Raw genomic sequence first — 21,276 nt, 5'->3', positions numbered from 1 at the left:
ATTATAGGGCCTATCCAAAAGAAATACTTTTGGATAGGCCCTAAATTATGAGAATAAAAAGAGGTTATGTTACAATTTATCTCGATGTAGGATATTAATATATATAAAAGAGAGCAAAAGGAGGATAAGAAATGAATGAAACAATAGAAACTATTTTAAATCACAGATCGATTCGTAGTTTTGAAGATAAATTATTGTCAGAAGAACAAATTCAGACTATTGTACAATGTGCTCAATCAGCTTCCTCTTCGAGCTATATTCAAGCTTATTCTATTATTGGAGTGAATGATCCCGAAAAAAAGGCAAAATTAGCAGAGATAGCTGGACCTCAAACGTATGTTGAAAAAAATGGACATTTATTTATATTCTGTGCAGATTTACATCGTCATATAATTGCTTCGAAAATGGAAGAAGTAAATATAAATGAAGCAATCGAAAGTACAGAAATCTTTATGGTTGGCTGTATAGATGCTGCTCTTGCTGCGCAAAATGCTGCTATAGCTGCCGAATCTATGGGATTAGGTATTTGTTATATTGGAGGTATTCGCAATAACTTAACAGAGGTTGCAGAATTGTTGCATATCCCCAATAAGGTCATTCCTCTATTTGGGTTAGTAGTAGGATATCCTAAAAATTATTCCGCACAAAAGCCGCGTTTACCGATGGAGAATGTGTATCATGAAAATGAATATTTAAATGATGAATCTACATTTGAAAATCAGTTGAAAGATTATAATGAAGTTATTTCTAATTATTATCAAGAAAGAACAAAAGGTGCTAGAAAAGATACGTGGACGACGCAAGTTACTAATATGCTCAGTAAAAAAAGTCGCTTGTATATGAAAGATTTTATAGAGAAACAAGGATTGAAGAAATACTAAGTGAAAGTCGAAAAATGAAATATTTCCTGGACAATATTTTCATGAATCGACATAGACTTTTATTAGAAGAATGAAGATTTATTGTAATAAAAGTTAGTAAAAAACGGTGAAGGAATGAATTCTTCACCGTTTTTTATTCTTTATTTGATATAACTTGTTAACAATTTATAGGCATTTTGTACACGTTCATCAGACGGTGGCTCAGTATCTTGTAGGGGGTATGATAGGCCTAGAGCCTCCCATTTGTATACTCCTAACTTATGATAAGGTAGGACCTCTACTTTCTCTACATTAGATAGAGTGCCAATAAACTCACCTAATTCATCTAAATATTCATCGAAATCTGTTACACCTGGAACTAAGACATGTCTAATCCATACAGGGATTTTACGATCAGATAAATATTGTGCGAATTTTAAGATATGATCGTTGTATTTGCCTGTAAGACGTTTATGTTTGTCACGATCAATATGTTTTAAATCTACTAACACTAAGTCTGTGTATTTTAAAAGCTCATTGAATTCCTCTAGAAATTCGGGTTTTTCAGAGAAACAACCACCAGAACTATCTAATGTTGTATGAATACCTTTTTCCTTGCAGGCTTTAAATAAAGAAGTGACGAACGGCATTTGAAATAGTGGTTCTCCACCACTAACCGTAATACCGCCACCAGATGCTTCCATAAAGGGGATATAGGATTGAAGATCTTGAATGATTTCATCAACAGTTGTTTCTTTTCCAGTACCAAATTCCCATGTATCAGCATTATGGCAATACTGACAACGAAGCATACATCCTTGAGTAAAGACGATGTAGCGGATTCCCGGTCCATCTACTGTACCGCAAGTTTCGATTGAATGAATATTACCTTTCATATTAAAAACCTCCAAACTCCCCACCGAGAGAGTTTTGGAGGGGGAGTTATATTTCATAGTGTATTTTTAACGCCAATCCCCCGATTAGTTTTTACTAGAAGGAGGATTGGCGTTACTTTTTATCGTATTTAGGCTTTAGCTGTCAATACTTAATGGATTCCCTTCTCCTTATTGCAAAAAGTCAACATCGACCACTTAAGTTCTTCGAGTTTCCTTTATCTCAGTCAGAGGGCTCCAATCTATGCGTCGCTAAATGAGCGGCGCCCTTGCTTTTCTTTATTACATACTTCCGTGGAATGTACGGTTGATTACGTCGATTTGTTGCTCACGAGTTAATTTAATAAAGTTAACTGCGTAACCAGATACACGGATTGTTAATTGTGGATACTCTTCTGGATGCTCCATAGCATCTAATAAAGTATCACGATTAAATACGTTAATGTTCAAGTGGTGACCTTTTTTAGATGCATATCCATCAAGGATTGCAGCTAAGTTAGCTTCTTGGCTAGCATCGTCTTTACCAAGTGCTTTTGGAACCATAGAGAACGTATTTGAAATACCATCTAATGAGTGTTGGTATGGAAGTTTCGCAACAGATGCTAATGAAGCTAGAGCACCTTTAGTATCTCTTCCGTGCATTGGGTTTGCACCAGGAGCAAATGGCTCACCAGCACGACGTCCATCAGGAGTGTTACCTGTTTTCTTACCATACACTACGTTAGAAGTGATTGTTAAGATTGACATAGTTGTTAAAGAATCACGGTAAGTTGCATGTTTGCGAAGCTTAGTCATGAATGTTTCAACTAAGTTCACTGCCATTTGGTCTACACGATCATCATTGTTACCGTATTTAGGATATTCACCAGTAGTTTCGAAGTCAACAGCTACACCGTTTTCGTCACGAATAACTTTAACTTGACCGTATTTAATAGCACTTAAAGAGTCAGCTACAACACTTAGTCCAGCGATACCAGTTGCCATTGTACGAAGGATCTTTGTATCGTGAAGTGCCATTTCGATTCTTTCGTAACTGTATTTATCGTGCATGTAGTGAATTACATTTAATGTGTTGATATATAATTCAGCAAGCCAATCCATCATTGTATCGAAACGAGCCATTACTTCTTCGTAATCTAAGATATCAGATGTGATTGGAGCGAAACGTGGAGCAACTTGGATTTTAAGTTTTTCGTCGATTCCGCCATTGATTGCATATAATAATGTTTTTGCTAAGTTAGCACGAGCACCAAAGAATTGCATTTGTTTACCTACACGCATTGCAGATACACAGCAGGCAATTGCATAGTCATCGCCGTATTCTAAGCGCATGATGTCATCGTTTTCGTACTGAATTGCACTAGTTTGGATAGACATTTTCGCACAGAAGTTTTTGAAACCTTGTGGAAGCTTAGTAGACCAAAGAACTGTTAAGTTTGGCTCTGGAGCTGGTCCAAGGTTTGATAATGTGTGCAAGAAACGGAATGAGTTTTTAGTTACTAAAGGTGTTCCGTCTAATGACACACCACCGATTGATTCAGTTACCCAAGTTGGGTCTCCACTGAATAATTCATTGTAATCTGGTGTACGAGCGAATTTAACAAGACGTAACTTCATTACGAAGTGATCAACTAATTCTTGTGCTTCGATTTCTGTTAATGAACCGTTTTGTAAATCTCTTTCAATATAGATATCTAAGAAAGTAGATGTACGGCCTAAGCTCATTGCAGCACCGTTTTGTTCTTTAATAGCAGCAAGGTATCCGAAGTATAACCATTGGAATGCTTCACGAGCGTTAGAAGCTGGAGCAGAGATATCGAATCCGTGAGCTGCAGCCATTTCTTTTAATTCATTTAATGAACGAATTTGTTCAGAAAGTTCTTCGCGAAGACGAATTGTATCTTCTGACATTACTTTAGCTGTGTTTTTAAGATCTTTTTTCTTTTCGTTGATTAAGAAGTCTACACCGTATAAAGCTACACGACGGTAGTCACCAATAATACGTCCACGACCATAAGCATCTGGAAGACCAGTGATGATACCAGCTTTACGAGCTAATTTCATTTCATCAGTGTATGCATCGAATACACCTTGGTTGTGAGTTTTACGATATTTTGTGAAAATTTCTTTTACTTCTTCATCTACGTGGAAGCCGTAAGATTCAGCAGCTTGCTCAGCCATACGAATTCCGCCGAATGGTTGTAATGAACGTTTGAATGGTGCATCAGTTTGGAAACCTACAACTGTTTCTAACTCTTTGTTTAAGTATCCAGGACCGTGAGAAGTAATAGTAGAAACGACTTTAGAATCTAAATCTAAAACCCCACCTGCTTCACGTTCTTTTTTATTTAAATCCATTACTTGAGCCCAAAGCTTTGTAGTTGCTTCTGTAGGACCTGCTAAAAATGAATCGTCTTTATCATATACAGTTATGTTATTAATTATGAAATCACGTACATTAACTTCTTTATTCCAAATTCCAGAATTAAAGTTTTTCCATTGTTCCATAGTGAATTCCACCTTCCATCTTTATATATTAAACAGATATTAAAATGTTTATATAACAGTTTCTAAATATAGAATACACTCTTAATGTGTATTTGAACTTTGGGATTTATGAACTATTTGTGAATTATTGAGCTTGAGAGAGGGGTTTTTCCACATTTTATAGTGAAAAACCCTTTTGTTAGTGCTTACATTTAACAATTATTAGATATACATATTAATATTTCCAGGTTGTGTTACAAAGGAAAATATTTTAAATTGTGCTTTTTTTCTGGTGTTTATCTTTACTGTATTACAAATATTAATGGTCTGTATTATAAAAAAGTAAAAATTATAAATATCTATGGTATAACAGTAATAAGTATAGAAGCAAAAAAGAACCATCTTCAATATATGAAGATGGTTCTTTTTATATGAATCAATCATTAAATTCTTTTTGCGCCGATGTATTTTGGCTTCCAGTAAGAATTTGATAAGGAATCAATTGTTACTCCTTTAGAAGAAGAGGAGTGAATAAATTTATTATTACCTACGTAAATTCCTGTATGTGAAGCGCCTTTTTTATATGTAGTGAAGAATACAAGATCTCCAACTTGAAGATTAGATTTACTAACGGCTTTACCTGTTTGATAGAGTTCGCTAGTTGAACGTGGTAGTTTTTTGCCAATTGCTTTACTATATGTATAGCCAACAAATCCAGAGCAATCAAAGCCACTTGGAGTAGTTCCACCAAATCGATATTTAGTTCCTATGAATTTTTTCCCGGTATTTATGACCTTATTTTGTTCAACTGTTGTAGTAGATGCTGCTTCTGTATAGTTTGGTAATAAAAAGGTAGAAATCAAAGACAAAGCTAAAACTGATGAAACTATTATTTTCTTCATAAAAGCCCCCAAGGTTACTAGATTATCTTGCTCTAGAAATAATATAACAAAAAAATCTGTCAATTATATTTACAAACCTATTAAGTTTTATTACAGAAATATTACATGATGTGACATGAAGTCATATAAATAGTCTTATTTCGATAGTAGGATAGGGGAATTTTATTAAATCTTGATGATTTGTCCTGTTATTAGTGAAATAATAAGGCTAATTAACAGGAAAATATAAAAATCGTGTAATTTTTAGCAGATTAAAACGAACGGTTTACATGAGGAAAATAGGTCAATATAATTAATGTTTGTAGATGATTATTGATCATTATTTCACATATTGAATAATCAGAAAGTATTGTAATTAATGAAACATCCAAATGAAGATTCTATGTAGAGGCGGTATGAAATGAAATATTCAACGAGAAAAGTAGCAATAGTAGGTACTGGTTTTGTAGGAGCAAGCGCAGGTTATTCTTTAGTTAACCAAAACATTTGTGATGAGTTAGTTCTTATAGATATTAATAAAGAGAGAGCATTAGGTGAAGCAATGGATTTACAACACTGTGTAGATTTTACTACTTCACGTACAAAAGTATCCGTCGGAGATTATAAAGATTGTAAGGATATGGACATTGTCATCATTACAGCAGGAGGCCCACCTAAGCCAGGTCAAACACGTTTAGATACTTTAGAGCTAAGTTCAAAAATTGCTAAATCTGTCGTAGAAGGGGTTATGAAAAGCGGATTTGATGGTATCTTTTTAGTGGCTTCTAACCCTGTCGACATTATTACATATCAAGTGTGGAAAGAATCTGGACTCCCTCGTAATCAGGTTCTTGGAACAGGTACATCATTAGATTCCTCTCGTTTGAAATCTATTCTATCACAGCATATTAAAGTTGATCCAAGAAGTATCAACGGATATACATTAGGAGAGCATGGTGATTCTCAATTTGTTGCATGGTCACATTTAACGATTGGTGGAAAGCCATTTATGCAAATTTTAGAGGAGCATAAAGAAATGCTAGGTCATCTTGATTTAGATGAAATTATTGATCAAGTTCGAAAAGCAGGCTTTGAAATCTTAAACCGAAAAGGAACAACATATTATGGTATAGGTTGTGCGCTAGCATCTATAACTCGTTCTATTTTTAATGATGATCATAAAATTATTGCCGTATCGACAATACTTGATGGGGAGTATGGGTATGATAATATCGCCACTGGAGTTCCAGTTATTTTAACACGACAAGGGGTACAAGAAGTGGTTGAGCTGAATTTAACAGATGAGGAAAAGGCTAAATTTGATCAATCAAATAAAATATTAAAAGAATATATGGCATCTATCGGTTATTAATAAAACGATTCTTGCCTCATTTAAGAAAACAGATTACTTAGATTTAGGTAGTCTGTTTTTTAAATTTTAAGCAATAAAGAGATAGTCGTTTTTTACGAATACGAAAGAACTATTTTTTGGAAAAAATACTATAAATATTTGTAAGACAAAGAAATTTTATTAAAACCTCTCATTTATTTAACATTTCTACCGATATGATATGTAGAAAAGAAATTATAAAGAGTCGGGTGAGGTAAATGGATAAGACATCAATAATTGGTGTGATATTAGGTATTCTTGCTATTGGTGTTGGGATGGTATTAAAAGGTGTTCATCTATCAGCACTAATAAATCCAGCAGCAATACTAATTATTTTAGTAGGAACAATAGCGGTTATTACAATTGCATTCCCTGCTAGTGAATTAAAAAAATTACCAGCTTTATTTAAGATTATTTTTACAGAAAAAAAACTAGTATCCCCAGAAGAATTGATTAGTACATTTTCTGAATGGGCTGTTATTGCTAGAAAAGAAGGTTTATTAGCACTTGAAGGAATTTCAGAACAAGTTGATGATCCTTTCTTAAAAAATGGTTTAAATTTAGCCGTTGAAGGTCAAAGTGCGGATTACATAAGAGATATATTATCAGAAGAAATAGAGGCTATGGAAGAAAGACATCAATCAGCTGCAGCCATTTTCTCACAAGCAGGAACTTATGCCCCAACTCTTGGAGTATTGGGAGCGGTTGTAGGTTTGATTTCAGCTCTATCTAATATGGGAGACTCAGATGAACTTAGTCTTGCGATATCTGCTGCCTTTGTAGCTACATTATTAGGGATTTTTACAGGATATGTGTTATGGCACCCATTTGCGAATAAGTTAAGACGTAAATCTTTAAGAGAAGTTCATATAAAAAATATGATGATTGAAGGAATCTTATCAATTATAGAAGGAGAGGCACCAAGAACGATAGAGCAAAAACTTACTTCGTATTTGCCAGCCGGAGATCGAAAAAAATGGTTAGAAGGCGAAGTGAAGCGTAATGGCTAGAAGGAAAAAGAAGAAAAAACATGAGGAGCATATGAGCGAATCATGGCTACTTCCATATGCAGATATATTAACGCTACTATTAGCACTATTTGTTGTTCTTTTTTCCATGAGTTCGATTGACGCAAATAAATTTCAAAAATTATCTCGTGCGTTTAACGATGTTTTCGTAGGTGGCACGGGTGTCATGGAATTTACTAGTCCGATGGAATCTGGTGACCATTCAACAAAAAGTGATAAAGAAGGTTATTTAATAGGTGACAAAAATAAAGAAAATAATCTTGGAGAAAAGGATAAAAAAGAATTATCTGAGTTACAAAATAGAGTGAACCAATATATTAAAAAGAATGATATGTCAGATAAATTGTCTACTACTTTAACTGGTGAAGGTTTGTTAGTTTCTATTCGGGACAATGTATTATTCGAATCTGGTAGTGCAGATGTAAGAGAAGTTGATAAACAATTTGCTCATGAAATTGCAGATTTAATAGTGATGGACCCACCGAGAAGTATCATCATTAGTGGACATACAGATAATGTTCCAATTTCAACATCCAAATTTTCTTCTAATTGGGATTTAAGTGTTATGCGTGCAGTCAATTTTATGAAAATATTACTTGAAAATAAGGATTTAGATCCTGAATGGTTTAGTGCGAAGGGCTTTGGTGAATTTAAACCTATTGCTCCTAATGATACAAAAGAAGGTAGAGCCAAAAATAGGCGTGTTGAAATACTAATTTCTCCAAGAACAGAATTAAATAAGTAGTATATAGGGATAAGGGCATTTCAAATATGATTTTTAATCACTTTTGAAATGCCTTTATCCTTTTTTAGGGTTAACGAATTGAAGAATAGGTATGGACAAAAAAATACCATGACTCTATGGCCATGGCATAATAATGGGGAATTATAAGGTGAACTTAAATGACATGAATAATGTCATAAAGGGTTACTCATTTGCATCTTCTACCTCTTCTGACTTACATAAGCGATCTATCCAAAGGCCCAATCCAATCATACATACAATTGGGATTGAATAGTTTAAAATGTGAAGAAATGTCATATCCATTCCTCCTGAAATTACCTAAAGAGTAGTCCTCTTTGATATTTCTATTATATTGTAAAATTAACAAAAAATACATATTTTTGTAACGAAAAGTTCATAAATTCGTTCGACAAATATCTTGTTTTTCTATTGAACTAACATTGAAATGGGAGGAGTTTTAGGAAAGAAATCTTCTTTTTAAATCATTTGTTGGAAACATGCAAGATGATGACTGCCCCCACCATTTATAACGGTATTTGGCGAGTGTTTTATAGAAAAAGTTGCGAATTGGAGCTGGGATAACGATTCCAATAACGAAGACCTTCCACCAACCATCTAGATGTCGACAAACTCTTATTGCTGCCAGCGATTCCGTGTAAGCTTGATTATTTTCTATTAGTACAAAGCTATTACAATCTGTTGGCAATAAATATGTCTTTAATAAATTTTGACCTATTTCACTTTGTAAAGATGCAAATAAAAAGTATTCTTTTCGATCTCGAGCAATAATAAATTGAACACTTTTACTGCAAAAATTACATTCGCCATCAAATAAGATTACAGCATGCTTGTGATGCATCATTCAACCTCCTTATAGAAATAATCGTATAAGACTTATATTAAAGATAACATATTTTGGATATTTCACGAAGAGACAGTAAGGGGAGGATTGAGAAAAGGTTGCCCGATGAATTTCAGGCAACCAGAAAAGAGGTAGAGATTTATTCAAATTTAAAGCTTTTGATCGAATCTGCTAGTTCCTCTGAAAGTTTACTCAATGCATGTGCAGAAGCAGAAACTTCTTGCATTGCTGCATTTTGTTCTTCTGCTGAGGCAGCAACTGTTTGAGTCAATTCGGATGTATTGTCAATATGTTTAACTGTAAATTGAACTACTTTATCCATTTCTTTTGTGCCTATTTGAATTTCATTAATGGCACTAGATACATTTTGTACTTGTGTAAACATATTCTGTACAGAATCGCTAATGGAGATTAAAGAGGTATGTGCTTGAGATGCTAAATGAAGCCCCTCTTTGATAGCAGTTCGTCCTTCATCCATTGAAATAACAGATTCGTTAATATCTAGCTGAATGTCATTAATTAATTCTTTAATTTGATTGGCTGATTGATTGGATTGTTCAGCAAGTTTTCGTACTTCATCCGCAACGACGGAGAAACCTCGACCTTGTTCACCGGCGCGAGCAGCTTCGATTGCTGCGTTTAAAGCTAGAAGATTCGTTTGCTCAGCAATTTCAGTAATAATATTGATAATGCTATTTATTTCTTTTGATTTCTCTCCCAAGTGATGAATAATCTTCGAAGAGTTTTGCGTTGTATCATTGATGAGATTAACTTGTTTCATAGTTCGATTCATCATTTCTCCGCCTTGTAAGGCTTCGCTCGCATTCGCTTCAGAATCTTTCAGAATGGTGGTTGAAACTTGAGAAATTTTATTGATGTTTTCTACCATTGTTGTACTTGTACTTTCAAGAATTTTCACGTGTTCGATTTGTGAATCTGACGATGCAGCTACATCTTGTATCGAAGCGGATATAGAGTCAGTAGCTTTACTCGTTTCTTCAGAACTTGCATTAAGCTGTTCAGCAGAGGCAGCCACTAATTCTGAATTCCCTTTAATATGAATGAGCAGTTTAGACAATTGATCACGCATGGACATATAGCTCTGAGAAAGTAATCCTATTTCATCTTTATGTGAATCGTTTAATGTGTGTGTGAAGTCTCCGTGTCCAGCATAATCCATTGCTAAAGAAATATTTTTTAAACGTTTCTTTATAGTATTTGTAAAAAGCATGACAAGAACAAAAGAAATGATAATTAGTGCAATGGAGCTAATTAATATCACATAGAAAACTTGTTCAATAATATCATCAACCATTGTTATTGGTGCACTGACATGCCATAAGCCAATAATGTTTCCACGAACATCTTTGATTGGTTTGTAACCAGCTTGATAGGAAACACCATCAATTGTTGTTTCGCCAAAATAGGTTTCTCCTTTTTTAAGCGTCTTTTCTATAACCTCTTTTGGAGCTTTTAGTCCATATAATTTTTTCCCATTTTTCTCTAAAGTAGTTGAAGCAATTCTATCATTTAAGTAAATGGATACATTGTCATTTGTGACTTTACTAATATAGCTTAGGAATTCTCCATTATTGCTAATTCTGATATCACCTTTATACAGTTGATCATTTTCTATTCGCCAATAACCACGATATTTTGTTTCAATGGTTTTATAACCAAGCTCAATATCAGTTTTTACTTTTTCTAGACCTATGGTTCTAATAGATGCATCGACCTTCCAAATAATCAACAAACCTACAATGATTGCAAATAATAAAAGTGCAGTGAGAACGATAATGTTTACTTTCGAAGAGATTTTTAAGTTGTGAAATGTCTTCAAGAGGCTTTCCTCCTTTTTAAGAATTTGTAATGGAAATAGAGAGTAGTATAATAATCCTGAGTTTTGAAAAAAATACAAATATAGTTGATTATCGGCAAGATAATTTGAAAATGAAGGAAATTATTGAAAATACTTAAAAAATAGTTCAGCTTAAATAGTAAAAAAGGTTCTATAAGAAGATAAAAAGGAGGAGCCTATAAGTAGACTCCTCCTTTTATATGAGAATGATAAAGCGTTGGTTTATTTCTTTAAGTTACCAAGCTCTGCGGCAATGGCTTCCATAACACTTGGACTAAAACTATCCTTTTTCATTACCATGGTATATAAATCATGAAGCTCTTCGTACATATCACTGTTAAAATGACTAGATTTTACAGCTTCAATATTCATCATTCGTAGTTTTTCTTTAATTTTTTCAATCATATATTCAACATTTTCTGGTGTGTTTTGAGATAAATCCATCTAGTTCTTCCTTTCCCCTATATCATTTCATTTCATACTTTCATAATTCCAATCATCTGTCAATGACAAGCTGTTCCCAAAGCCAAGATATCTATAAAAACAAAACTGATTTTGTTTTTTGAATTGCTTTGTTTCATTCTTATTCGTATTTAATAAAGCTTTTTATTAAAATAATAATTAATTTGATGAAAAATAGTAAAAAGTGATTGGAAATATACTAATATGTATATAGGCATTAACAATTGTAGGAGTGTGAATATTTTGGTAAAAGTATTGTTTGTGTGTTTAGGGAACATTTGTCGTTCACCAATGGCGGAAGCAATGTTTCGTGATCTTGTAAAAAGGGAAGGCTTAGAAAAATTAATTACTATAGATTCGGCTGGAACAGGGGATTGGCATATTGGACAAATTCCTCATCAAGGAACTCGTGCTTTATTAGATGAAAAAGGTATTAGTTATGAAGGCATGCAAGCACGTCAATTTACTGCCAATGATTATGAACAATTTCAATATATTATAGGTATGGATGAAAGCAATATTAAAAATATGAAGAAATTCTTAAAAGGGAATTCAAATGCGTTTGTAACAAGATTATTAGATCTTGTACCAACTGCGAAAAACAAGGACGTACCAGATCCTTATTTTACAGGTAATTTTGAAGAAGTATATAACTTAGTAAATGAAGGGTGTCAGCAATTGCTAGAGAAAATAAAAAGAGAGCATCAAATTAAATAATGAAGGAGAGGTTAATGAAACATGAATCATGAGGAGACTACATATACTAATAAGAAAAAGAGTCGTTTACTTCAAGGTATTTTGCTTGGGGCGCTTGCTGGTGCAGCAATTAGTATGTTAGATCGAAATACTAGAGAAAAAACGATTGAATGTGCAAAAAAAGGGTATAGAAATGCACGGGAAGTAATTGAAAATCCAGAACATATCATTTCACAAGTAAAAGAAACGTCGGATAAAATTCGGACAACCATTGAAACAATTACAGAGGATGTTGCGTTTATTACGAATCAAGTGGAAGTTCTTAAAGAAATTCCTCCTCAAGTAAAAGCCACTGTTAAAGAAACGAAAGAGATATTTTTAGATGACAACGAAAAGGATGTAGATTCCTTATAATTTCTAGGTCTTATTAGCACACATTGCTCTCCAAAAAGCCATTGTGTTCTGTTTTTTGAGTAGAAAGTATATGTGCTAGTAAGGATGAGGTAAATAGTGAAACAAAGGGAGTTGCTATGAATACAAAAATCTTTGGTAAGCAAATTGAATTTGTAAGTACTATAATAGATAGGATTAACAAACATGATGCTTCGGGTTTGGCAGCTCAGCTTGCGTTTTTCTTCTTATTGTCCATTTTTCCGTTAATCATTTTTTTATCTACATTAATTCCTTATTTACCTATAGATGAGCAATATATATTATCTTTTTTAGGAACTTTTGTCCCTGATGATTCAATGCTATTGATTGAAAGTCATCTAGACAATATCATGCAAGGGAATGCAAAATTGCTTTCTTTTGGGATCATCGGGACACTATGGTCAGCTTCAAATGGAATGAATGCCTTATTAAAAGCATTTGATAAAGCCTATGATATTCCTGATAAACGGAAATATATAATTGTTAGAGCGCTGGCTATGGTATTAACGATAGGAATGATTTTCGTATTTATTATAGCGTTATTATTACCGATATTCGGAAAACAAATAGGCGTTGCCTTATTTTCATTCTTAGGATTAAACAATGAATTTTTGCATTTATGGGATGCGATCCGTTGGCTTTTAACCTTATTCATTTTATTAACGGTATTTTCTACTTTGTATTGGATTTTTCCGGTTATTAAGCTAAAAAAACGTAGTGTTATGAAAGGTTCCTTATTTGCTACATTAGGATGGACGGCAACTTCTCTTGGATTTTCCTATTTTGTTAATAATTTCGGTAATTACACGACAACATATGGTAGCCTAGGGGGAGTCATTGTTTTAATGCTTTGGTTCTATTTGTCCGCCCATATCATTATCTTGGGTGGAGAAATTAATGCCATTTATAGTGAAAAAGAGGATTCGATAGAATAAACTACCTCTAATAAGAAGATGAAAAGCTTTCATACTAAAAATGAATGAGAAATAAAAACTCGTTTATTTTACGGTGGAAGGGAAGACATTGCTATGGCTAAACATACGAAAAAAGATGGCGGAACAAAGCAAAAGGGTAAGAATAAACCAAAAAATAAGACGTCAAGTTCTGCAAACGGTCAGAATGGCTATCACTAGAAAAAGGGGCTGTCTGAAAAGTGATTTTTATCACTTTTCAGAGGCCCCTTCACTTTATGTGAACGTGTCCATTACATTTTCTTCTTTTGTTATCCTCTTTTGAAAGAGAGTTTCATCACTATTTAAAAGTTGATCGTCTACCCATCTTATACTTAACTCCCTTTATAGAGAGACAGTGTCTTTTTCTTAGTTATTTTTTAAGAGTCGCAGACCATTAAGAATGACTAATATTGTACTCCCTTCATGTCCTATTACTCCAAGTGGTAGATCCAGTACTTGGAAGAAATTAGAACAAATCAAAAGGACAATAACGGAGATAGAGAAAATAACGTTTTGTTTAATAATACGATTCATTTTTTTGGATAAAGAAATGGCTTCAGCGATACGAGGTAAGTCATTTTTCATTAAAACTATATCAGCTGTTTCTAGTGCAACATCAGTTCCTTCACCCATTGCTATCCCAACTGTAGCGGTTGCCAATGCCGGAGCATCATTGATACCATCACCAACCATAGCAACCGTGGTAAAACGTTTTTTCAAAGCCTTAATTTCATTTACTTTTTTCTCTGGCAAGCATTCTGCATGATACTCATCAATCGAGATTTCATTTGCGATTGCGGATGCCGTTTTCTCACTATCGCCTGTTAGCATAATGGTCTGTACCCCATGTGCTTTTAGTTCGGAAATGGCTTGATGGGTCTCTTCTCGTACAACATCTTTTAATGCTATTACACCAGCTATACCTTTTTCATCTCTCGCAAAAGTTATCGTATTACCCTTTGAAGCAAGAGATTGTGCAATCCCGTTTTTAAAGAAATCAGCATCTTGTTGATTCACAAAAGATGCTTTACCAACCTTCCATATCTGACCATTGATAGAAGCTTGCACACCCCATCCACTCACGTCCTCTGTATTGTCAGGCTTGATAAAGGAATCAGTAAATTTTTCTGTATAATATTTAACAATGGCTTGTGCCAATGGATGGTTTGAATATTTTTCAATAGAAGCAACCGTCTTTAAGAAGCTCTCTTCTGTTAAATCTTCTCTAATATAGACAGCCGTTACTTCTGGTTTACCTTTGGTAAGTGTTCCAGTTTTGTCTAACGCGATGGCTTGGAGATGACCTAAATTCTCAAGATGGACGCCTCCTTTAAACAAAATTCCATGCTTTGCACCGTGTGAAATAGCGGCTAGGGTTGCAGGCATTATAGATGCAACTAATGCACATGGTGAAGCAACAACAAGTAATATCATCGCTCTATAGAAAGTTTCAGTCCAAGACCATCCTAAAATAAAATGTGGTAGGATCATCATGCTCAATACAATAATTAATACAACTTTTACATATTTACCTTCAAATTTTTCGATAAACTGTTGTGAAGGTGACTTCTCACTTTGTGCTGATTGAACAAGTTTTATAATTTTTTGGAACAATGTTTGATCATTTGGTTTGGTCATCTTCACCGTTATAGTTCCTCTTAAATTAACTGTTCCAGCAAATACTTCATCATCAATTGTTCGATTAACAGGTATAGATTCACCTGTTATAGCAGCTTGATCAATATGGGTATTACCATCAATGATAATCCCGTCGGTCGGTATACGTTCACCTGCTTTTATTAGAATGAGATCATTAACTTGTAATTGAGAGATATGGACTCGTTCTTCTACCCCATTTGTTGAAATTCTAATAGCATCCTCAGGTTGTAAATCCATTAAAGCAGATATTTCTTTATGACTCTTATTCATTGTGTATGTTTCTAGTGCCCCACTTACAGCAAAAATAAAAATCAACATGGCACCTTCTGCCCAATAACCAATGATAGCTGAACCAATAGCAGCAAATACCATTAACATCTCTACGTTTAATTCTTTATCAGCGATAGTATCTTCTATACCTTCTTTCGCTTTTGCATAGCCTCCGATAATAAAAGCTGAAATGTAGCTAATAACAGAAGCTGTATTCATGTCAGCTTTTCCTAGTAGCCATCCAGTTAAAATCAATAATCCACAAATAAGTGCTGCAATTAATTCCATATGAGGTAACATTTTTTGATAAAAAGAAGCTTGTGTTGAATTTTGAAATGATTGACTTTTTGTTAAAACATTCGTTTCATTCATTACTTTCCCTCCCCTAAATTCGTACTGAGCTTTAAATTTTTTGTTATAGATAGTAGTATTTATCGTTTGCTGTTGATCTTAATCTAATTGAGAAAGATATTCAAAATCACTACCTTTAAAAAAGCACGAAAGCTGCCACAATAAGTGACAGCAAGTTTTGTTTATACTATTTATTTATTAATAATAATTCTAACATAGAACTGTAGGGAAAATAAAGGAAAAAATAAAAATGTGATAACAAAAAAATTTTCGTACTGAAATAGAGGGCTCATTTATTAAAAGCGTTAGTTTCTAACTAAAAATTTGTAATATATCACTATGTGTCATTATTCGTTTATGTTCTTTAAAAACGAGCAGTGTGAAAAAAATGATTAGTAAAATAAAGCTGAACATATAAAAGAAAGTACCACCTTGGAAATGATGAATAATCGTACCACCTATGATGGGACCAAGTAGGCTTCCACAACTAAAGAACATCCCACATAACAAATTCCCTGCCGGTAATAAAATCTTTAGGTAGTAGATCTGCCATATAACTGATACCTAATGAAAAAGTTGAACCGACAATCATACCTGCAACGGTGAAACAAACAAGAAGACCAATAAATGAAGAATGATAAATACTGGCAAACAGAAAGATAATAAAGCCTGATAACATAATAATTTTAAGACTTTTTTTTCTACCGAAATAATCACTCATCATCCATAGTGGAATTTGAAAAATAATAGCTCCGATTGAAAAGGCGGGTACTAGAATAGAAACAGAGTCAATATTCATACCATCTTAAAGCATAAACTGGAAAATGCCCGTTTAAAGATGCTTCAAGAAAGCCAAATCTTAAGGGTGGTAGTAAAGCTACCCAAGCATATTTTATAACCTTTTTAAACCGAGATAGTGTGGAAAATAGAAGTAGTTTCTATATTTTCCACAGGGTAAAAATGCACTCGTTCTTTATTTATTATTTCCGTCCTTTAAATATATGTCTACATCCTGATTTATCTTACTGACATAACATGTATTGTGCAAGGAATATAGAAAGTAGTTAATGGAAAAGAGTAAACAATCAGAAAATTATTGCTATAATAAGGTGAAGTTTTGTAAGAGAAGCAGTTGGGTATTATAATTGTTAATCTATACGATTCTATTTTAAGAAAAGTGAGGAACCAAGATGGGAAATAAGATCTTTTTGGTACTTGTAGTTTTAGGTGTTCCTCTTTCTGTTGCTGGCAGCTTGTTACATTGGTCAAGCTTAATCATGTTCGGTGTATACTGTTTAACGATTATTGCACTTGCTAGTTTTATGGGCCGCGCTACAGAAAGCTTGGCAGTTGTTATGGGACCTAGAATTGGGGGATTACTTAATGCTACATTCGGAAATGCTGTTGAATTAATTATTTCGATATTTGCGTTGAAGGCAGGACTTGTAGGTGTAGTACTAGCTTCTTTAACAGGTTCTGTTATTGGTAACCTGCTTTTAGTAGCAGGATTGTCCTTTTTTATAGGTGGAGTAAAGTATAAAAGGCAGAAGTTCAATGTGTATGATGCAAGACATAATGCGGGATTATTAATTTTTGCAGTTATTGTTGCATTTGTTATTCCGGAAGTATTTTCACAAACAATGAGTGACGTTAAAACGATTTCATTAAGTGTCGGTATTTCTATTATTATGATTGTTTTATATTTAGCGGCATTATTCTTTAAATTAGTAACACATCGTGGTGTTTATCAACCGAAAGGAACTACTGGGGAATCAGATGGAGAAGAAGAGCATCCAGAATGGTCGAAAAAGATGGCTATTATCATTCTTTTACTAGCTACAGTAGCAGTAGCCTATGTATCAGAAAATCTTGTACATACATTTGAATCTGTAGCCAATTCATTTGGATGGTCTGAGCTATTTATTGGGGTAATCATAGTAGCTATAGTTGGGAATGCGGCGGAACATGCATCGGCCATTATATTTGCTTACAAAAATAAAATGGATATTGCGGTTGAAATAGCGATTGGTTCAACTCTTCAAGTAGCGATGTTCGTAGCTCCAATCTTGGTATTGGTATCCTTATTATTTGATACTCAAATGTCACTGGTATTTACATTACCTGAATTGATTGCGATGGTAACATCTGTTTTCTTAATGATTGTCATTTCGAATGATGGGGAAACAAACTGGTTTGAAGGTTTAACGTTGTTAGCAGCCTATTTCATTATGGGGATTGGCTTTTTCCTTTTATAGAACGCAAAAATGACTCTGTATACTTTCTGTATTTACAGAGTCATTTTTATGTTAAAACATTTATTATACTTTCTGACATATTTGAATCCGACAATTATTACTGTTACTGATCGTTATAAATGAGTTTAGATAAACAACCTTAAATGACGACTTTGTTAAGATAATATTTGTAGGAAAGGTCACCACTTTCTGATTTGAATTTTTAAAAATAAGTATAAACCGTTCTTATTTCGATAAACATACCTCCCTTTATTGGATGGTCTGTACTGAACGATTTCCCTCCTTTTTTGAAGATTACATTTATTATACCTCTTCAGATTTTTAAAGTAAATATTCAAAATTTTACAAACTTATTACAATTTAAGAGAACCAAGCACAGTCTTTCAATTGTCCTTGTAAAGGCAGTTTTGAATTCTATTCCAGCAGGAATCTCGCACCTTGCGCGTCCGCTGGTTCTGTTTTTTGAGAAAAAATGTCCTTCGTATTTTACAAGAAAACATAAAATGAGAACAACTGCATATATTTTTGACTCCTTACAAAAACTAACGCTACATCAGAAATTATACTTCTTAGAAAAGGAGTCTCCTTATGAAAAAAATGCTAGTAACGATATGTATAGCTATGTCTATATGTGTATTCCCGCTTTATATTAAGGGAAATACAATAACCCAAGGGAATAAAGGGGCAACGTCATTTAAAATACCTTCTACGGTTATTCATATTGCGAAGGAAAACACGTATCCAAATGCGAGTCAAGACCTCCCTTATTTACAGCCGAGTGAATTAACCAAACAATTAATTCAGTCATCTAGTGTTAAAATTGAAAATCCTGAATTAATTCGTATTTTGAATGAGACAACAATTGCAAAAGCACCATTTGCATTAGGGTATAGAGCGACCATATATTTGGGACATTGGGCATTAAATTATCAGTCTGCTGAGACTTCTCCTAATTGGGAATATCAAAAAATTAATACCAATTTTCATGATAATCGTGGAGGAAATCTTCCATACCCAATGCATTATGTACAGGAAATGCAAAAACCGGTTCATGGTGGTTTAACGGCAAAAATCCCAGCATCAAAAGATGTTCAAAAAATGATGCTTATTAAAGCAGCCAAGAAATCAAATCTTCCTTTATCCTTCGAAACAATGATTGGTGCAGGAACGAAGAGTGAGAGAATTTATAATGTGCCAGCTAGGAGGCTAGGCTATTTATACGCTTATGCTAGCGCTGTAAATGAAAAGGGGAAAGTCACTTATGGAGAAATTTATCTTGTATTAAAGGGAAATAAAAAATCTTTAGTAGTGAAAAATGTAACCTCACAAGGAATAGGGGCATGGATTCCTGTTCAAGATTATGTATCCTTTGGTTTCTTTGCTTCCGATCGTCCTAGATAAGCAGCAAAAAATATTAAAGCAAAAAATAAAAGGGTGAAAAGAAGTATTCCTTTTCACCCTAAAAGTAATTAGATTTTTAATGAAGAATTCGCTGTTCTTACTTTAAAATCAATGTCAGGATAATAGCTGTTTTTCACAAGTACGTTAGGACCTAAGCATTTAACACTTGGACAATGACAATTTAGAGTTTGGGCAAGAGAAGTATTATTCCAATTCTCATAGGCTTGATATAACGTATCAGTTCGTACATTTCCTAGCGGAGGAGCATCACCAAAGTCTGTAACAATCACGTCACCATTGAATATATTGATGTTTAATCGTGAACGGCCATCTGGGTCATTTCGAACCGTAACGTTTTTTGCTTGATATAGTTTTTGAAGTAGTTCTATGTCAGCTGGCTCATTGCTACATGGATAGAAAGGTAATGTTCCAAATAGCATCCAAACATCTTCATGACGGATTTCTAATAAATGAAGGATTGCTTTTCTGATTTCTTCTAAAGATACAGGTTGAATAGTAGAAGCGAAATCGCTTGGATACACCGAAGAATATTTCGAGTCACCCTCTAATTTTTCCTTTTCATGAGGATGTATATATCTACTAGGATACATAGGATGTACCTCATGGCGTTGGCAGCACATTTCTTCAACAATTTGCTTATGAATGTTTTCTAAGTATGGTAAAGTCCGATTATTGATCATTGTTTCAGCTGAAACAAATACACCTTGTTTTACTAGTTCTCGGCTATTTTCAATCATTCTATCGAATAGCTTACCTCTTTGCTGGCGAGTTGGTTTTTTATCCATCATAGCAAAGCCGTTATCGATAAATTGATCTATTGTACCCCAGTTATGTGATATATGTAGGACATCTAAATATGGTATGACATCGTCGTATTTTGATAATTCTACTGTTAAATTAGAGTTCATCTGAGTACGTACACCGCGTTCATGAGCATACTTTAGCAATGGAACAACATAATTTTTTACGCTCTTTGTAGAAAGCATAGGTTCTCCACCCGTTATGCTTAGAGCTTTTAAGTGCTCCACTTCATCTAAGCGTTGAATGAGTAGATCTAATGGTAGTGCATTAGCATCTTTATTGGATAGTGTGTAACCTACTGCACAGTGCTCACATCTCATATTGCAGAGATTGGTTGTGGTAAATTCAATGTTGGTAAGCATTGGTTTACCGAATTGGGTTATGTCGTTATAGGCTTCCCAAGGATCATTTATGGGAGTTATCGCTGATAATTTATTTTTGTTCATCATGTCTTACTTCCCCTTATAAGAAAATATCTTAGTTTTTTATTAATAAAATAAAATTTTCATCAGCGGGGGACCCTCACTGATGGTGAGCTGAAGCCAATAAGTCTTGCTTCTGCTCAACTCTCCCACTAAAGTTTGAAGTGGAAGTTATAGCTCCAGTTCGAATGGGATAAAGTATACCGCTATTTTATAGGCTAGTAAAGAATTTACTAATGGTTTTTCTTATAATATGATGAATGTAGAAGTTATATTTGAACCTTTAACTTTTTTATAAGAGAATAATGGTTGTATAAAGGAAGTATAGCTAAGGTAAGAAATGAAAGGAGCATTATACATATGGGTAAGGCAATTTTAAATAAGGATGACCAAGTCAATTTCTTAAAACAACGTTTAACAATGTTTTTAGACGTTTTAGATAATATAAATCCTGAAGATGCTGATTTAGAAGATGTAGATCGTTTAATTGAAATTCTAGATGAGCTTGAAGTAAAGTGTGAACAATTTAAATCACGTTAATTCGAAAAA

18 protein-coding genes and 2 pseudogenes are annotated in these 21,276 nt (G+C 33.8%); 10 read left to right on the top strand and 10 right to left on the bottom strand.

Annotated elements, in window-relative coordinates:
* Window positions 1-131: 131 nt before the first annotated feature.
* Entirely contained in the window at window positions 132-881 is a 750-nt protein-coding gene (nfsA, locus tag BN349_RS16665) for an oxygen-insensitive NADPH nitroreductase (protein ID WP_019243471.1), read from the top strand.
* Between the two features lie 140 nt (window positions 882-1,021).
* On the opposite strand, the gene pflA is transcribed toward nfsA, so the two are convergent.
* The 3 genes from pflA to BN349_RS16650 form a co-directional block, all read right to left on the bottom strand.
* A complete protein-coding gene (gene pflA, locus BN349_RS16660) occupies window positions 1,022-1,756 on the bottom strand; it encodes a pyruvate formate-lyase-activating protein (RefSeq protein ID WP_019243470.1) in 735 nt (244 codons plus the stop codon).
* Between the two features lie 279 nt (window positions 1,757-2,035).
* Window positions 2,036-4,261 carry a formate C-acetyltransferase gene (pflB, locus tag BN349_RS16655; RefSeq protein ID WP_019243469.1) on the bottom strand — a complete coding sequence of 742 codons (2,226 nt, stop codon included), beginning with the start codon at window positions 4,259-4,261 and terminating at the stop codon, window positions 2,036-2,038.
* Between the two features lie 422 nt (window positions 4,262-4,683).
* Window positions 4,684-5,142 (bottom strand): C40 family peptidase, encoded by a 459-nt coding sequence (locus tag BN349_RS16650; protein WP_019243468.1) that lies wholly within the window; start codon window positions 5,140-5,142, stop codon window positions 4,684-4,686.
* A 400-nt stretch (window positions 5,143-5,542) separates the two neighbouring features.
* On the opposite strand from BN349_RS16650, the gene BN349_RS16645 reads away from it, so the two are divergent.
* The 3 genes from BN349_RS16645 to motB all read left to right on the top strand — a co-directional run bounded on the left by BN349_RS16645 (window position 5,543) and on the right by motB (window position 8,284).
* A complete protein-coding gene (locus tag BN349_RS16645; protein WP_019243467.1) occupies window positions 5,543-6,493 on the top strand; it encodes an L-lactate dehydrogenase in 951 nt (316 codons plus the stop codon).
* 236 nt (window positions 6,494-6,729) lie between these two features.
* A complete protein-coding gene (gene motA / locus BN349_RS16640; protein ID WP_019243466.1) occupies window positions 6,730-7,521 on the top strand; it encodes a flagellar motor stator protein MotA in 792 nt (263 codons plus the stop codon).
* The gene (motB, locus tag BN349_RS16635) at window positions 7,514-8,284 is read left to right on the top strand and encodes a flagellar motor protein MotB (protein ID WP_019243465.1); all 771 of its coding nucleotides are present in this window, start codon (window positions 7,514-7,516) and stop codon (window positions 8,282-8,284) included. Before motA ends, motB begins: the two co-directional genes overlap by 8 nt.
* Window positions 8,285-8,741: 457 nt before the next feature.
* On the opposite strand, the gene BN349_RS16625 is transcribed toward motB, so the two are convergent.
* The 4 genes and pseudogenes from BN349_RS16625 to BN349_RS16615 form a co-directional block, all read right to left on the bottom strand.
* Window positions 8,742-9,146: a thiol-disulfide oxidoreductase DCC family protein gene (locus BN349_RS16625; RefSeq protein WP_232423573.1), complete on the bottom strand. Its 405-nt coding sequence runs from the start codon at window positions 9,144-9,146 to the stop codon at window positions 8,742-8,744.
* A gap of 139 nt (window positions 9,147-9,285) precedes the next feature.
* A pseudogene (locus BN349_RS26950) lies at window positions 9,286-9,915 on the bottom strand (methyl-accepting chemotaxis protein); the annotation flags it as partial.
* A gap of 315 nt (window positions 9,916-10,230) precedes the next feature.
* A pseudogene (locus tag BN349_RS26945) lies at window positions 10,231-10,896 on the bottom strand (cache domain-containing protein); the annotation flags it as partial.
* 330 nt (window positions 10,897-11,226) lie between these two features.
* On the bottom strand, window positions 11,227-11,448 hold the full coding sequence (locus tag BN349_RS16615) for a DUF1128 domain-containing protein (protein ID WP_019243461.1): 222 nt from the start codon (window positions 11,446-11,448) through the stop codon (window positions 11,227-11,229).
* A 261-nt stretch (window positions 11,449-11,709) separates the two neighbouring features.
* Between BN349_RS16615 and BN349_RS16610 the strand changes: the two genes are divergently transcribed.
* The 3 genes from BN349_RS16610 (at window position 11,710) to BN349_RS16600 (ending at window position 13,529) form a co-directional block, all read left to right on the top strand.
* Window positions 11,710-12,183, top strand: coding sequence for a low molecular weight protein-tyrosine-phosphatase (locus BN349_RS16610; RefSeq protein ID WP_019243460.1), 474 nt, complete (start codon window positions 11,710-11,712; stop codon window positions 12,181-12,183).
* Window positions 12,184-12,204: 21 nt separating this feature from the next.
* Entirely contained in the window at window positions 12,205-12,576 is a 372-nt protein-coding gene (locus tag BN349_RS16605) for a YtxH domain-containing protein (protein ID WP_019243459.1), read from the top strand.
* Window positions 12,577-12,692: 116 nt separating this feature from the next.
* Window positions 12,693-13,529, top strand: a complete 837-nt coding sequence (locus BN349_RS16600) for a YihY/virulence factor BrkB family protein (RefSeq protein ID WP_019243458.1) — start codon at window positions 12,693-12,695, stop codon at window positions 13,527-13,529.
* Between the two features lie 384 nt (window positions 13,530-13,913).
* Here BN349_RS16600 and BN349_RS16590 read toward each other — a convergent pair whose 3' ends face one another.
* Both BN349_RS16590 and BN349_RS26435 read right to left on the bottom strand, forming a co-directional pair.
* Window positions 13,914-15,848, bottom strand: a complete 1,935-nt coding sequence (locus BN349_RS16590; RefSeq protein WP_019243456.1) for a heavy metal translocating P-type ATPase — start codon at window positions 15,846-15,848, stop codon at window positions 13,914-13,916.
* A 466-nt stretch (window positions 15,849-16,314) separates the two neighbouring features.
* Window positions 16,315-16,626 carry an MFS transporter gene (locus BN349_RS26435; protein ID WP_026089352.1) on the bottom strand — a complete coding sequence of 104 codons (312 nt, stop codon included), beginning with the start codon at window positions 16,624-16,626 and terminating at the stop codon, window positions 16,315-16,317.
* A gap of 391 nt (window positions 16,627-17,017) precedes the next feature.
* Between BN349_RS26435 and cax the strand changes: the two genes are divergently transcribed.
* Together cax and BN349_RS16575 are read left to right on the top strand one after the other, a co-directional pair.
* Window positions 17,018-18,082, top strand: coding sequence for a calcium/proton exchanger (gene cax / locus BN349_RS16580; protein ID WP_019243455.1), 1,065 nt, complete (start codon window positions 17,018-17,020; stop codon window positions 18,080-18,082).
* Between the two features lie 588 nt (window positions 18,083-18,670).
* Complete coding sequence (locus tag BN349_RS16575) at window positions 18,671-19,483, top strand: YfkD famly protein (RefSeq protein WP_019243454.1); 813 nt, start codon at window positions 18,671-18,673, stop codon at window positions 19,481-19,483.
* Between the two features lie 68 nt (window positions 19,484-19,551).
* Here the strand turns inward: BN349_RS16575 and yfkAB are convergent, their stop codons facing one another.
* Window positions 19,552-20,754 (bottom strand): radical SAM/CxCxxxxC motif protein YfkAB, encoded by a 1,203-nt coding sequence (yfkAB, locus tag BN349_RS16570; RefSeq protein ID WP_019243453.1) that lies wholly within the window; start codon window positions 20,752-20,754, stop codon window positions 19,552-19,554.
* Window positions 20,755-21,087: 333 nt separating this feature from the next.
* Here yfkAB and BN349_RS16565 point away from each other — a divergent pair, with 333 nt between their 5' ends.
* Window positions 21,088-21,267, top strand: coding sequence for an SE1561 family protein (locus tag BN349_RS16565; protein WP_019243452.1), 180 nt, complete (start codon window positions 21,088-21,090; stop codon window positions 21,265-21,267).
* Window positions 21,268-21,276 lie beyond the last annotated feature (9 nt).

The sequence above is a fragment of the Bacillus sp. AP8 genome (assembly GCF_000321185.1).
In the GTDB taxonomy this organism is placed as follows: domain Bacteria; phylum Bacillota; class Bacilli; order Bacillales; family DSM-1321; genus Bacillus_AD; species Bacillus_AD massilioanorexius.
The sequence above is the reverse complement of the archived record's forward strand: the minus strand, read 5'-3'. Positions and strand labels throughout refer to the sequence as shown.

What these genes read in the sequence shown, in the direction of transcription:
- nfsA (WP_019243471.1), top strand. Translation starts at nt 132, where the DNA reads ATGAATGAAACAATAGAAACTATTTTAAATCACAGATCGATTCGTAGT.
- pflA (WP_019243470.1), bottom strand. Translation starts at nt 1,756, where the DNA reads ATGAAAGGTAATATTCATTCAATCGAAACTTGCGGTACAGTAGATGGA.
- pflB (WP_019243469.1), bottom strand. Translation starts at nt 4,261, where the DNA reads ATGGAACAATGGAAAAACTTTAATTCTGGAATTTGGAATAAAGAAGTT.
- BN349_RS16650 (WP_019243468.1), bottom strand. Translation starts at nt 5,142, where the DNA reads ATGAAGAAAATAATAGTTTCATCAGTTTTAGCTTTGTCTTTGATTTCT.
- BN349_RS16645 (WP_019243467.1), top strand. Translation starts at nt 5,543, where the DNA reads ATGAAATATTCAACGAGAAAAGTAGCAATAGTAGGTACTGGTTTTGTA.
- motA (WP_019243466.1), top strand. Translation starts at nt 6,730, where the DNA reads ATGGATAAGACATCAATAATTGGTGTGATATTAGGTATTCTTGCTATT.
- motB (WP_019243465.1), top strand. Translation starts at nt 7,514, where the DNA reads ATGGCTAGAAGGAAAAAGAAGAAAAAACATGAGGAGCATATGAGCGAA.
- BN349_RS16625 (WP_232423573.1), bottom strand. Translation starts at nt 9,146, where the DNA reads ATGATGCATCACAAGCATGCTGTAATCTTATTTGATGGCGAATGTAAT.
- BN349_RS16615 (WP_019243461.1), bottom strand. Translation starts at nt 11,448, where the DNA reads ATGGATTTATCTCAAAACACACCAGAAAATGTTGAATATATGATTGAA.
- BN349_RS16605 (WP_019243459.1), top strand. Translation starts at nt 12,205, where the DNA reads ATGAATCATGAGGAGACTACATATACTAATAAGAAAAAGAGTCGTTTA.
- BN349_RS16600 (WP_019243458.1), top strand. Translation starts at nt 12,693, where the DNA reads ATGAATACAAAAATCTTTGGTAAGCAAATTGAATTTGTAAGTACTATA.
- BN349_RS16590 (WP_019243456.1), bottom strand. Translation starts at nt 15,848, where the DNA reads ATGAATGAAACGAATGTTTTAACAAAAAGTCAATCATTTCAAAATTCA.
- BN349_RS26435 (WP_026089352.1), bottom strand. Translation starts at nt 16,626, where the DNA reads ATGAATATTGACTCTGTTTCTATTCTAGTACCCGCCTTTTCAATCGGA.
- cax (WP_019243455.1), top strand. Translation starts at nt 17,018, where the DNA reads ATGGGAAATAAGATCTTTTTGGTACTTGTAGTTTTAGGTGTTCCTCTT.
- BN349_RS16575 (WP_019243454.1), top strand. Translation starts at nt 18,671, where the DNA reads ATGAAAAAAATGCTAGTAACGATATGTATAGCTATGTCTATATGTGTA.
- yfkAB (WP_019243453.1), bottom strand. Translation starts at nt 20,754, where the DNA reads ATGATGAACAAAAATAAATTATCAGCGATAACTCCCATAAATGATCCT.
- BN349_RS16565 (WP_019243452.1), top strand. Translation starts at nt 21,088, where the DNA reads ATGGGTAAGGCAATTTTAAATAAGGATGACCAAGTCAATTTCTTAAAA.